Genomic DNA, 12,941 nt, shown 5'->3' on the forward strand with positions numbered 1-12,941 from the left:
GGGCCCGACGGTGCCGCGGTGCTGTCCGCCCTGCAGGATGCCGCCCGCGACGCCGACCTGTGGGCACTGCCGTTGCCTACGCACCTCGGCGGGGGCGGCCTCGACCTGACCGAGTACGCGCCGCTGGCCGAAATGGAGGGCCGATCCGACTTCGGGCCCACCGCGCTCGGGTCCGACCTGCTGTTGGACGCCACCATGCTCGACCGGCACGCCACGGAAACCATCCGCGAGCGCTACCTGCTGCCCATGCTGGCGGGTCGGGGCGGGCCGAGTTTCGCGATGACCGAGCCGGGTGCCCCCGGCTCCGACCCGGCGGCGCTGACCACCACCGCCACCCGCACCGGCGAAGGCTGGCGGATCACCGGCCGCAAGTGGTTCACCTCCCGCGCCGCCAGCGCCGCCTTCACCACAGTGGTGTGCCGGACCGCCACCAGCGGGGACCCCCGACGGGCGTTCAGCCTCTTCGTCGTGCCCACGGACGCCCCCGGCTACCGGATCCGGCGCGAGATTCCCGTGCTCGGCGCAGGTGGCCAGTACGAGATCGCCCTCGACATCCCGGTAGCCGACGACCACCTCCTCGGGGCGCCGGGCGAGGGGCTGCGCATCGTGGGTGAGCGTCTCGCTGTCGGCCGGACCCTGCGCTGCCTGCGCTGGCTCGGCCAGGCGCACCGCGCCTACGCGCTGATGCTGTCCCGGATGACCGACCGCCACACCCATGGAGGACCGCTCGCCGACAAACAGCTACTGCACGCGTACGTCTTCGACAGCCACGCCGAGATCGCCGCCGCGCGGGCACTCACCCACGCCGCCGTCGCGGCACTTGTGGACGGCCGGGACACCCGCGTCGCGGTGGGCACCGCGAAGGTCGTGACCGCCCGCGCCCTGCACGCCGTCGTCGACCGTGCCATCCAGGTGTACGGTGCGGAAGGACTCACCGACGACACCCCACTGCCGATGCTCGCCCGCACCGCCCGCACCGCCCGGATCCTCGACGGCCCCGACGAACTGCACATCACCACGGTCGCCCGCCGCCTACTCGCCGAGCGCCACTGACCCGGCCCGGCTACCACAGGGAGCGTGGTGTCCGGCCGGTGAGCGTCGCCAGCACCCCGGTGAGGAAGAAACTTCCCCACACCAACTCGTGCCGGATCCCGACCCCGGCGGCAAGGTCGTAGCAGCCGTCCCGGAGTACACCCTCGTCGTCGAGATGACCGCGGATCAACCGGTCGACGATTGACCCCGCCGCCGAAGCCCACCGATCCTCGCCGGTCACCGTCGACAGATCGAGCAGACCCGCGGCGACGATCGCCGCCGCCGAGGTGTCCCGTGGTCCCTGCGGATGCCCCAGGACAGCCGGCGGGACGCCAGCGCCGAACTGCTCCAACCACCACCCAGCGGCCCGGCGGGCCGGCACGACGAACTCGTCCCAGCGACGGGCCGCCGCGGCCAGGCCCAGCACCCCCCACGCCTGCCCACGCGACCAACTGCCGGCCCCGCCCTCGCCATCGACCGGACGGGACAGATCCACCTCGGGCGTTACCCGGCCGTCGCCGCCAACCAACAGACGGACGTGTTCGCGGGTATGCCGGAGTGCCAGGCTGTCCATATCGGGGCGGCCGTTGTCGGCGGCGAATCCGAGCAGACGCACCGTCCCGGCCAGCGCGTCTATCGCCGCCTTCGGGGTCACACTCGCCTGAAAGGCGTTGCCGACCACAATCAAGTTGCGCCGGGGTTCGAAGGCACCGGCCAGCGCCACGGCACCGGCGTCGGCGACCTGCCGAGCGACCGGGTCGCCACCAGCCGCGGCGACCGCTCCGGCACCGTACCAGAACGTCATGCCGCGGGTTACCGTGTCGTCGCTGGCGCGGGGAAGCAGGCGCCGGCACCACCGGTGTACGGTGCGCAGGTCGCCCGGATGTCCGGTCGCCTCCGACCGTAGCCACCACCAGCCCGCCCAGAATCCGCCGGTCCACGATCCCCGCCGAGTCGTCTTCCACCTGCCCGAGGACGGGTCCGCGTACAGCGGGAACCGGTCTCCCACATCCTCGGCGACCACCGTGACCCGACGCAGCAACGCCGCCAGCGCCCGCAGCCTTACGGTCGTCCCCTGACCGTCGGGTTCCGCCCCGTCATCCGGTGCCGCTGACCCGTTCACCGCGTTGCCGCCCGCCCCGTACCTGCGGTGCGGACCCGTCGCGCCACCACCGCCGCGCCCGCGAACAGCACGCCCACCACGAGCCACGATGCTTCCCAACCGGCGACGTCGGCACACCATCCGATCGCCGCGGGACCGACGACGAATCCGGAGAAGAATCCCAGTGACACCAGACCCGACGCCTGCGCCACCGCCTCGCCGCAGCGCAGCACCGCCAGCATCGACACGGCGTTCGCCGCCGTCGCGGATCCGCCCACCACCAAAGCACCCATCCACACCAGCCCGCTCCAGAGCGGACCGGCGAGCAACACCAGCAGGACACCAGCCACCGCAGCTGCGGTGAGCAGCGACAGGGCACCGAGCACCTCCGGCGAACGATCGGCCCATCGTCCCCACCACACCCGCGCCACCAGCCCGGTCACCCCGAACACCGCCAACAGCCCGCCCGCGACGCCAGCGTCCAGTCCGAGCCGCTGCGTCGCGTACAACGGCAGATAGGTGTTCACCGCCGCCAACCCGGTGCCCAACAACAGCGAGAACCCGACGAGCCACGCCAACCAGCCCGACGGCGCCGCCAACCGCCACCACCGCCCACCCTGCTGCTGCCCGGCGGCAGTGGGCGTGTACCACCACGCGGCGAGCAGCACCAACAGCGGCGCCACTGCGGCCAACCGCAGAGCTCCTCGCCAGCCGACGGTCACCGCCACCACCGGCAGTACCATCCCACAGCCGAAGGCTGCCAGCTGCACCCCAGCCTGCTTCATCCCAATCGCCGTTCCCCGACGATCCCCGGGCACCGCTCGGTTCACCAGGACGTTCGTAGCAGGGTTCGCGAGGGCCTGACCGACGCCGGCCACCGCGACCGCCACCAGCAACCAGCCGTAGGTCGCCGAAGTGGACGCACCGAGCAACGCGACCGCGACAGTGGCACACAAGGTGGTCACCGCCGCCCTGGCTCCCCAACGGTCGACCAGTTGGCCAGCGACCAGCGAGACTGCTGCGGCCACCCCGAACGACACAGTCACCAGCGCACCGACCGCGGCCCGGGACAGGTCCCACTCCGACACCACGAACGGCGCCAGGGCCGACATCGCGTACAGCCCTGTCATCGAGGTCGCCATCGCCGCGGTGGCCATACCCGCCGGTATCCACCATCGCCCTGTAGCCGTCGCCAACGTGGCCTGGACGGTCATCGCAACTCCGTTCACCCGGCTTACCTGGTGATGAACGACGGCCGCGCGCCACGGCGTTCGGGCCTTTCCCCTGGGGGGGTGGCAGGCCGCGAGCATCGTCCAGCCGCAACTTGGTCGCACGGGAGGCTCGGCTGGTTCCACCCCGGCCCGCCCCTTGGCGCTGCACGACGACGGACCGCGCGGCAGCGGCCCCAGCGTAGGACAGACCCTGGGTGACGACGAGCGCCTGCCGTATCCCTCGGCGGTGCCGGGTAGGGATGCTACGGCCCAGTCATAGAGTCGTAGCCCTTGACGCCATCGCCGCAACTACGGCGCTTCCAGTTCAGCGCGGGCGCTTTGGCGGCCGGCCGTCGGGGCGGGAGTTTCCCACCGTGGTCGGGATCCGCTGGCTGAATGGCACAGCGAGGACATGACGGCCGGGCTCACCGCCGGTCGGCCCTCCCTCCTCCGGTGCCGTGAGCGGGCGTCATGATGAACCTCCTGCGGCCCCGACTTTCAGCTGTTGTCGCGATTGGTGTCCAGCACCCTGGCGGGAGGATCTTCGAGATGAGCAGACTCTCTGGTGGCCGGCTTCTCCTGGCCGCCGTCGTGGGCGCGGCGGTGGCGGCGCTGCCGGCAGGTCCGGCGCAGGCACATGTCTCGGTCACGCCCGGTCAGGTCGCGCCCGGTTCGTTCACCACCCTGACCTTCCGGGTGCCGAACGAGCGGGCCGATGCCAGCACCGTCAGCCTGCGGCTCGTCATTCCCCCAACGGCGGCCGTCAGTTCCGCTGCCGTGCACAAGCTCGCCGGATGGCGGGCGGAGGTCGAACGGACCGCATCAGGCATCACCGACGCCGCACCAGCCACGGACGCGGTCTCCGCGATCACCTGGACAGCATTGAGCGACGAGGCCGCGGTCGACGGCGATCAGTTCCAGGAGTTCCGGGTGTCGCTGGGCCCGTTACCGGACACCGGCGACCGGATGGTCTTCAAGGCCCTGCAAACCTACTCGGACGGCCAGATCAGCCGGTGGATCGAGGAGCCCCTCGACGGTGAGGCGGAGCCGGCAAATCCTGCTGTCGTGGTGTACCTCGACCGGTCCGCCGCAGCGACGGTCGACGAACACGGTATGCCGATCGCGGGCGGGCCGTCGTCGGTGGACGGCCGGTCCCCTGCCGCTGCGTTGGGCATCGGGATCGCCGCACTGGTGGTCGCGGTCGCCGCGCTGTTGCTGGGCCTACTCAACCGGGCACTCGCGACCCGCCGGCCCCAGCGATGACCGGCAGCCACCACGGCTGCCGGCTGCCTGCCATCATCTTTGGTCGGCCCAACAGATCCCGCAGTTCCCCACAGCGGCGATATCAGCATGGGCCGGCAAAGGAACATCTGTGCAGCGCCCCCTGGGCAGACCTGGATCTAGCGTGGCCGTCAGTCAAGCCTTGGGAGGCAGACATGGCGCAAGAGAACCTCGTGCACATCCTCACTCTCTGCGGCAACTGCAATTGCGGCTGCCCCGAGCTGTACGTCGACCCGCAGGCACCGGCGGAGCAGCGAGTCGTCATCACCGACGACTTCGGTAACGCCATCCGCCTCAGCGGCGGGCAACTGCGGGACATAGTGGAGTTGGCGCGGGCCGGGGCGCTCGACGACGCGACCAACGCCTGAGCGTCGACCAACCGGACGCCCCGGGCCCCTGGTGGGTATGCACTCACCGGCCCGAGCCAGGTGCCACCGCGACGGCGACGACGGACCGGGTCGTGCGGGATCCGGTACGTGGCACGCCGTGGCTCACTGGTAGGTGGCCACGGCACGCCCTGCGCCAGGTGGACGTTTGTGGATTTCGGGTCGTGCTCCTCGGCGTCTGCCCATTGTCGCAGCGGGTCCTGACCGAGCAGGTGACGCATGCCGTCCGTCGGTACGACCTGGGTGCGGTGGCCCGGCTGCCGGGCAGCTTCCTGACCTTCGTCCGCGCTCCCTACGGCACGTACGCCGCCGGTGACGTCACGGGAGTCCAGCGGTTGCACCTGTCCCCCACCGGTACGGCCGACTCCCGCCCGGGACGGAGCACGACAGCCCTCCCCGAGGCGACCGGGGTCCACCTGCACGACGACGGGGCGATCCGCTTCGAACCGTACTGGTCGCCGCCGTCACCCTCGATGCCGGCGACGTTCACCGGCCCCCTGCTGGGTACGCGGCTACGGATGGCGGTCGCGGCCCGTGCGGACCTGATCGGCGCGCCCAAGGCGGCCGTCGGGGACGCGGTGGCAGCGCTGCTGCGGGAGCATCCGGCGACCCTGTCGGGCCCGCGCGGTCAGCTCGTGCTTCCGTCCGCCGGCTTCGCCGCCCTGTTCCGCGCGGTGCCGGCGTCCTCGGCCCACCTGCCCGGCCGCGCCTGCGCCGCGCCCGTGCCGAGGCCGGGCACCGGGCCGGTACCGCGCACACCGCCCTCTGCCTGCGTCTGCCGATGCTGGACGCGCACGTGGTGGAGGCCGCCCTCGCCACCCGTGAACGCGACATCCGCCGCGGACGACTGTGGGACCAGGTCCACCGCACGATCGGATCATGACGAGTCTGCACACAATGTGATGAACCGATCCCGTGTGCGGGTCGTACTATGAGCGGGAGCCGGACACGTCCCGCGCCTCCCGACAGGCTGCGGCGCTCGTCCACCGTCGGCACAGGGCAAGTGCCGCCCGCTGTCTCCTCGCCTGCTGCGCGAGTTCATTCACCCGAAAGAGGTTTCTCCGTGCGCTCGACTTATCACGTCCTCGGTATGACCTGTGGTCACTGCGTCCAGTCCGTCACCGCCGGGCTGACGGCGCTGCCCGGAGTGCGGGAGGTCGAGATCGACTTGGCCGCCGCGCAGGTGACCATTAGCAGCGATGGCACGCTGGACAGCGACGACGTCCGGCGTGCCATCGACGAGGCGGGCTTCGATCTCGCGGGAGTCGTCTCGTGAGCACGACGGAACTCGTCCTGACGCGCTTGACGGTCGGTGGGATGACCTGTGCGGCGTGTGCCAACCGGATCGAGCGGAAGCTCAACCGCATCGACGGGGTGCGGGCGACGGTCAACCTCGCCACTACCACCGCCGACGTCACACATCCGCCGTCACTGCCGGTCTCGGATCTCGTCGCGACGATCGTCGCCATGGGCTACACCGCCCGCCCGCCGCTGCCGGACGGTCCCGCCTCGGCCGGAGACCACACCGACGAGGTGCTGCGTCGGCGGCTGGTCACCGCCGCGCTGCTCACCGCGCCGGTGCTCGCCGTGTCCATGGTGCCAGCGTGGCAGTTCGACTGGTGGCAGTGGGTCGTCGCGCTACTGGCCGGGCCGGTCGTCGGGTGGGCCGGCTGGCCGTTCCACCGAGCAGCGATCCGCAACGCCCGCCACGGCAGCGCCACCATGGACACGCTCGTCTCGCTGGGCGCATCGGTGTCGTACCTGTGGAGCGCGTGGGCACTCGTCGCGACTCCTGCCGGAGGGCCGGAGGTACGGATGACCTTCGCGCTACTCGGTGGCCACGACCACGCGCTGTACTTCGAAGTGGGCGCGGCGCTGGTGACGTTCCTGCTGACCGGACGGTGGCTGGAGGCGCGGGCCCGGTCGCGGGCCGGGTCCGCGCTGCGCGGACTCGCCGAGCTCGGGGCCCGGGACGTCGCTCTGCTGACCGCGTCCGGCCAGGAGCAGCGGGTGCCGATTGCCGACATCCGGGTCGGGGACCGCTTCGTGGTGCGGCCCGGCGAGAAGATCGCCACCGACGGAGTGGTGGAGGTGGGCGTCAGCGCCGTCGACGCCGCACTGCTCACCGGAGAGAGCGTTCCGGTCGAGGTGAGCCCTGGTTCGGCGGTGACCGGTGCGACGATCAACAGCGGGGGCCGGCTCGTGGTCCGCGCCACGCGGGTGGGTGAGGACACCCGGCTGGCGCAGATCGGAAGGTTGGTGGCGCAGGCCCAGGCAGGCAAGGCGCGGGTGCAGCGCCTCGCCGACGAAGTCGCCGGGGTCTTCGTTCCGTTCGTGCTGGTCCTGGCGCTGGCCACGTTCGCAGGCTGGCTGGCTCTCGCCCCGGCGGCCACCGCGGTGGGGGTGGCGGTCGCGGTGCTGATCGTGGCCTGTCCCTGCGCACTCGGGCTGGCCACCCCGACGGCGCTGCTGGTCGGCACCGGGCGCGGCGCGCAGCTCGGCGTTTTGATCCGCGGTGCCGCCGCGCTGGAGTCCGCCCGCCGCATCGACACCGTCGTCTTCGACAAGACCGGCACGCTGACCACAGGCCGGATGCGGGTCAGCGGCGTCCATCCTGCCCACGGTGTCCGCCGAGATGAGATAGTCCGCACCGCTGCCGCCGTCGAGAGCTACGCGGAGCATCCTGTCGCCCAGGCCATCGTGATCGCCGCCGGACAGCACAGCGGCACCGACAGCCCGACCGTGACCGACTTCCGCGCCGTACCGGGCCGCGGCGCCAGCGCGATGGTCGACGGCAAACAGATCGTCGTCGGCAACACCCTGCACCTGGCCGATGCGGGTATCAGCGTGGACACGCCGACTCCGGTTACGGACACCGTCGTCCATGTCGCATGCGACGGGCGATGGCTGGGCTGGATTGGCGTCACCGACAGCCTGAGGGACACCGCACTACCGGCGGTCGCCCGACTACGGGGACTGGGCCTGCGCCCCGTCCTACTCACCGGCGACAACCCGGCTGCCGCCGGCGCGATCGCGAATCAGGTCGGCCCGATCGAGGTCATCGCCGGGGTCACTCCCGAGGCCAAGGCCGCCACCATCCGCCGACTCCGCGATGACGGGCACACCGTGGCGATGATCGGCGACGGCGTCAACGACGCCGCCGCGTTGTCCGAGGCTGATCTGGGCATCGCCATAGCCACCGGCAGTGACATCGCGATCGAGGCCAGTGACGTGACACTGGTACGCGCCACCGCGGGCACGGTCGACCTGACCGCCGCCGTCGACGCGCTCGCCCTGGCCCGCACGACTCTGCGCACGATCAAGGTGAATCTGTTCTGGGCCTTCGCCTACAACATCCTGATGATCCCGTTGGCGGGAATCGGCCTGGTCAACCCGATGCTCGCGGCGGCCGCGATGGCCTGTTCCAGCCTGCTCGTCGTCCTGAACAGCCTGCGCCTGTCGCGGTGGCAGCCAACCGTGCCAGGCACAGTCGAAATGGCGGAGACAGAAGCGAGAGCATGCTGACGTACCCGAACGGTCACGAAATCCGGTCGACCTTGATCCGATAGTGGCCGACGGCCGTACCTCGGTGAGCATCCAGCGCCGCGCCGGTGGCGAATGCAACCTCGGACGCTACCGCCCCGACCAGGACGCCGGCCTCGACCATCTGGTCGGGTGCCCTGCGATGGGATCAGCGCGAGGCGTTCGTCGTCACCCAGGTACTGGGCCTCTCCTATGCCAAAGCCGCCGAGGCGTGTCAGTGCACGATCAGTGACATTCGGTCACGCATCGCACCGGCTCGCAACGAACTGGTCGAGGCACTCGGCGACCGGCAGACACCGCACCACCGCGGCTATAGGGACACCGCGGGGTGAACCGACGGATCTGCAGAGACCACGATCCGGACCATCGACGACGACCCGGAACCAGCGCCCGGCAAGAGACGACTAGTGATCTGTGGGAGGCGAAATTCATCGCAGGGCCCTAGGCTGCGGGTTTACCGACGAGACTACCTCCGCAGAACGCGGGGCAGCCCGGCGGCACCTGCGCAACTGCGTCGCCTGCCAGCACTGGTTCGATAGGTCAGACGGGGTCGTCCATACACCCCGGTTGTCGGTGCTTCCTCCTGCCCACTCCGACACCCCCACCCTGGCGTCGCCGCAGGCAACTCGCTTCCGCACGTACGCGACCAACCGGCTCGTCGTCCTGCTCCAGACGGCGTTGGCGCTGATCGGAGCCCTTCAATTGCTCTTCGGAGTGCTCCAAATCGCCCTCGGTCCCGGCAGCGACGATCCCGTAGTAGTCACCCATCACTCCGGTGCGGAATGATCCCGCGCCCCTCGGCCCACAAGACCGCTTCGGCGTACTCGTCATGCTCGTCCCGAGGAAGGAACGGGACGCGGTACAACCCTCGGCCAACTTTCTCCAAGCGCCCCCGGGCGGCCATCTCGCGCAGGTTGGCGCCATCGATGCCCCGCGCGGTGGCGTCTCGCGTGCGCACGTAACCATGCTGATCGACAGCCACGTCGACGAGCTCTTCCAGCAGCGAGCGAGTCATGCGCATTAGCGCAACGACACGCTAGTGCGCACTGGGCATCTGGCATGTTCGTGTGCAGAACCGTACCCCTAAGGCACGCTACTGCTCACCGATCGACGCGCCTGGACAGTAACGCGATCCAGCGACCTCACTCGCAGCCCCCTGAGCGATCACGCGGGGTAGGGCCAATCCCGCCGCGCCTCGCCAGCCATGAAGCTCATGGCGCCACTGAGATTGGGTGCCACACGGCAGACCAGCCATATCCACGGGAGCGCGAAGCATTCGTCCCGCTATGGGATGTTTATTAACGACCCGCGCCCTGGCGAGAGCACCAAGCGGCGACCACCTCGCGGGCCAAGGTGAGCAGCATCCGGTCGTTGCGATCCTCGCCCGGCGAGAGCACCGGGTGCAGGAGATCAACGCAGACGGCGCTGGCGGCAGCCGCTAAGCCCCGATCACCCGCCGGAGGAGGCCCCCGCCCGGACAGGCGTCGAGCGGGTAGCCCAGCGACCGATCCGTACGCAGCGACACGAGCCGGCACCGCTGTACTACACGGTTCCGCGCCCCACATTCCGACCTAGGCATCTCGCACACCCCGAGGAGCAGCAAAAGCCCCTGGTCAGAGGCGACTTCTTCGGACGTTTCAACACTCGTCGTCGAAGTGCAGTGTGGGGAGCTGGGTGACCACGGCTGTGACCACGAGATCACGAACAATCGGCACCAGTCGATGACTGATGCCGATTGACCTGCGCAAACAAGGGTGGAGCCGAGGGGACTCGAACCCCTGACCCCCACACTGCCAGTGTGGTGCGCTACCAGCTGCGCCACGGCCCCTTGCTGTCGCACCCGGTCGCCCGGGCACGGGGAGAACTATACACAGGCGCACCGGCATGGTCATATCGCGGGGGCCCGCGCGGCCGACCGGCCGGGTCAGTTCAGCGCCACGTCCGGCGGGAAGTGGGCCACCGCGGCCATCATGCCGCCCTGCCGGCGCAGCACCATCGGCCACAGGTCGTCGGGGCGGTCGACGAAGGCGTCGCCGGGCAGGGCGTCGAGCACGAACCAGGAGCCGTCCTCGATCTCCTGCTCCAGCTGCCCCGCGCCCCAGCCGGCGTACCCGGCGAAGACGCGGATGCTCTGGACGTTCTCCCGCAGCCGGTGCGGGTCGACCGACAGGTCGAGCGTGCCCACCGCACCGGAGACCTGGTGGAAGCCCTTGAGCCGGCGGACCGGCGGGCGCATCCGGGCCAGGCAGATCGCCGAGTCGGGTTGCACCGGGCCGCCCTCGAACAACACGGCCGGGTGGCGGGCCAGGTCGCCCCACTCGCGCAACACGTCCGCCACCGGCACCTCGGTGGCACGGTTGAGCACCACGCCGAGCGCGCCACCAGGTTCGTGCGCAACCAGGAGCACGACCGTACGGTCGAAGTTCGGGTCCTTCAGTGCCGGCGTCGCCACCAGCAGCTTCCCGGTCATCGACTCGGTCGTCCGCCCGCCGATCGCCTGCCCCTCTCCCTGCATCACACGCCCGTCAGTCGTGCACCGGAAGGCGGAACCGGTCACCACCGGGGACGGTCGGTCGCACCGACGCCATCCACGCTGTCTTTGCCATGCCTCGCACCATAGCCTGCGTCCACGACCGTGGCGATGGCCCAACCGCCGGATGATCGGCAACGGCACCGGGAGCGCAGGTCACCGGCGTGCACGCGGACACGAGCGGTCAGGACGAGTCCGCGAGCCGGGAAGCCGGCAAAGCCGAAAAGCCCGCTACGCCCGAGTCACCCGGTTAGATTCAGGGGCGATGGCTACGGTCCGCGACATCACCTACGACCTGCTCCGCTCGCTGGGCATGACCACAGTCTTCGGCAACCCCGGCTCGACCGAGGAACCGTTCCTCCAGGCGTTCCCCGACGACTTCCGGTACGTGCTCGCGCTCCAGGAGGCATCCGCGGTCGGCATGGCCGACGGGTACGCCCAGGCCACCGGCAAGCCGGCACACGTCAACCTGCACACCGCGCCGGGCACCGGCAACGCCATGGGCAACATCGTCACCGCCTGGCACAACCGCACCCCGCTGATCATCACCGCCGGCCAGCAGACCCGGGAGATGCTGCTGCTGGAACCCCGGCTCGCCGCCCGCCACCCCACCGAACTGCCCCAGCCGTACGTCAAGTGGGCGCACGAACCGGTAAGGGCGCAGGACGTACCGGCGGCGTTGATGCGGGCGTACGCCACCGCGGTCCAACCACCGGCGGGCCCGGCCTTCCTCTCCCTGCCGCTCGACGACTGGGCGCAGCCGGCCGACCCACCACCAGCGGCCCGCACCGTGTCCACCCGGTTCGCGCCCGACCCGGAGCGGCTGCACCGGTTCGCCGCCACCCTGGCGAGCAGTCGCACGCCGGCACTGGTGCTCGGTGCCGCCGTGGACCGGGCCGGTGCCTGGCCGGCCGCAATCGCCCTGGCCGAACGGCTGGCCGCGCCCGTGTGGTCGGCACCCGCGCCAGAGCGGGCCACCTTCCCCGAGGACCACCCGCACTTCCAGGGGGTGCTGCCCTTCGCCATCGGGCCACTCGCCGAGCAACTCCGGGGACACGACACGGTGCTCGTCGTCGGCGCCCCGGTGTTCCGCTACTACCCGCACGTACCGGGCGACACCCTGCCCGACGGCACGCGGCTGCTGCACGTCACCGACGACCCCGACGAAGCGGCCCGGGCCCCGGTCGGCGACAGCCTGCTCGGTGACGCCGGGCTCACCCTCACCGCACTCACCGAGCTGGTGCCGGCCGCGGACCGGCCACCACCACCGGCCCGTGCCCAACCGGCACCGGTGGAGGACTCCGTCCCGCTCAGCGCCGACGCGCTCTTCGCCGCGCTGGCCCGGCACTGGCCCGAGGACGGGGTGCTGGTGCAGGAATCACCGTCCAACCTGTCCGCGCTGCGCCGCCGGCTGCGGCTCACCCGACCCGGCTCGTACTTCACCATGGCCAGCGGTGGGCTCGGCTACGGCCTGCCGGCGGCCGTCGGCATCGCGCTCGCCCAACGCGACACCGGCCGGCACCGGCCGGTGGTCGCCGTCATCGGCGACGGCTCGTTCCACTACTCGGTGCAGGCCCTGTGGACCGCCGCCCAACTGCGCCTGCCACTCGTCATCATGGTCCCGGTCAACCAGCAGTACGCCATCCTCAAGGCGTTCGCCGAGCTGAAGCAGACGCCCGGCGTACCCGGGTTGGACCTACCGGGTCTCGACATCGGTGCGGTGGCCCGCGGCTACGGCTGCGCCAGCACCGTGGTCGAGACGCCCGACCAGCTCGGCACCACGCTGGACACCGCGCTACGCGCCGACGGCCCGACCGTGCTCGCAATCCCCATCCACCCCGCCATCCCCCCGATTC

Annotated in this window: 11 protein-coding genes, 1 tRNA gene and 1 pseudogene; 8 read left to right on the forward strand and 5 right to left on the reverse strand. The window is 70.9% G+C overall.

Features of this window, described 5'->3' with window-relative positions; genetic code table 11:
* A partial coding sequence (locus C1I93_RS22005) for an acyl-CoA dehydrogenase family protein (protein ID WP_111245195.1) occupies positions 1 to 1,053 on the forward strand: 1,053 nt, incomplete at its 5' end.
* A gap of 10 nt (positions 1,054 to 1,063) precedes the next feature.
* Here the strand turns inward: C1I93_RS22005 and C1I93_RS22010 are convergent.
* Both C1I93_RS22010 and C1I93_RS22015 read right to left on the reverse strand, forming a co-directional pair.
* Positions 1,064 to 2,155 carry a hypothetical protein gene (locus tag C1I93_RS22010; RefSeq protein ID WP_146603553.1) on the reverse strand — a complete coding sequence of 364 codons (1,092 nt, stop codon included), beginning with the start codon at positions 2,153 to 2,155 and terminating at the stop codon, positions 1,064 to 1,066.
* On the reverse strand, positions 2,152 to 3,444 hold the full coding sequence (locus tag C1I93_RS22015; RefSeq protein ID WP_111245197.1) for an MFS transporter: 1,293 nt from the start codon (positions 3,442 to 3,444) through the stop codon (positions 2,152 to 2,154). Before C1I93_RS22015 ends, C1I93_RS22010 begins: the two co-directional genes overlap by 4 nt.
* Positions 3,445 to 3,894: 450 nt before the next feature.
* Here C1I93_RS22015 and C1I93_RS22020 point away from each other — a divergent pair, with 450 nt between their 5' ends.
* From C1I93_RS22020 to C1I93_RS22045, 6 genes and pseudogenes are all read left to right on the forward strand, one after another.
* Complete coding sequence (locus C1I93_RS22020; protein WP_181445277.1) at positions 3,895 to 4,608, forward strand: YcnI family protein; 714 nt, start codon at positions 3,895 to 3,897, stop codon at positions 4,606 to 4,608.
* Positions 4,609 to 4,781: 173 nt separating this feature from the next.
* Positions 4,782 to 4,994, forward strand: coding sequence for a hypothetical protein (locus C1I93_RS22025; RefSeq protein ID WP_111245199.1), 213 nt, complete (start codon positions 4,782 to 4,784; stop codon positions 4,992 to 4,994).
* Between the two features lie 182 nt (positions 4,995 to 5,176).
* Positions 5,177 to 5,947, forward strand: a complete 771-nt coding sequence (locus tag C1I93_RS31720) for a hypothetical protein (RefSeq protein ID WP_181445278.1) — start codon at positions 5,177 to 5,179, stop codon at positions 5,945 to 5,947.
* Between the two features lie 155 nt (positions 5,948 to 6,102).
* On the forward strand, positions 6,103 to 6,288 hold the full coding sequence (locus C1I93_RS32665) for a heavy-metal-associated domain-containing protein (protein WP_249412368.1): 186 nt from the start codon (positions 6,103 to 6,105) through the stop codon (positions 6,286 to 6,288).
* Positions 6,285 to 8,537, forward strand: coding sequence for a heavy metal translocating P-type ATPase (locus C1I93_RS22040; RefSeq protein WP_258378322.1), 2,253 nt, complete (start codon positions 6,285 to 6,287; stop codon positions 8,535 to 8,537). The genes C1I93_RS32665 and C1I93_RS22040 overlap by 4 nt, the downstream gene beginning before the upstream one ends.
* Before the next feature lie 152 nt (positions 8,538 to 8,689).
* Positions 8,690 to 8,887: pseudogene (locus tag C1I93_RS22045) on the forward strand (sigma factor-like helix-turn-helix DNA-binding protein); the annotation flags it as partial.
* 428 nt (positions 8,888 to 9,315) lie between these two features.
* Here C1I93_RS22045 and C1I93_RS22050 read toward each other — a convergent pair.
* From C1I93_RS22050 to C1I93_RS22060, 3 genes are all read right to left on the reverse strand, one after another.
* Positions 9,316 to 9,570 carry a type IV toxin-antitoxin system AbiEi family antitoxin domain-containing protein gene (locus tag C1I93_RS22050; protein ID WP_181445279.1) on the reverse strand — a complete coding sequence of 85 codons (255 nt, stop codon included), beginning with the start codon at positions 9,568 to 9,570 and terminating at the stop codon, positions 9,316 to 9,318.
* Between the two features lie 740 nt (positions 9,571 to 10,310).
* Positions 10,311 to 10,383, reverse strand: a tRNA-Ala gene (locus C1I93_RS22055).
* A 96-nt stretch (positions 10,384 to 10,479) separates the two neighbouring features.
* On the reverse strand, positions 10,480 to 11,070 hold the full coding sequence (locus tag C1I93_RS22060; protein WP_111245206.1) for a YqgE/AlgH family protein: 591 nt from the start codon (positions 11,068 to 11,070) through the stop codon (positions 10,480 to 10,482).
* 280 nt (positions 11,071 to 11,350) lie between these two features.
* Here C1I93_RS22060 and mdlC point away from each other — a divergent pair.
* Positions 11,351 to 12,941: benzoylformate decarboxylase (mdlC, locus tag C1I93_RS22065; RefSeq protein ID WP_111245204.1), on the forward strand; the 1,591-nt coding region annotated here is incomplete at its 3' end.

This window comes from Micromonospora endophytica (assembly GCF_003236305.1).
GTDB classification, from domain to species: domain Bacteria; phylum Actinomycetota; class Actinomycetes; order Mycobacteriales; family Micromonosporaceae; genus Micromonospora; species Micromonospora endophytica.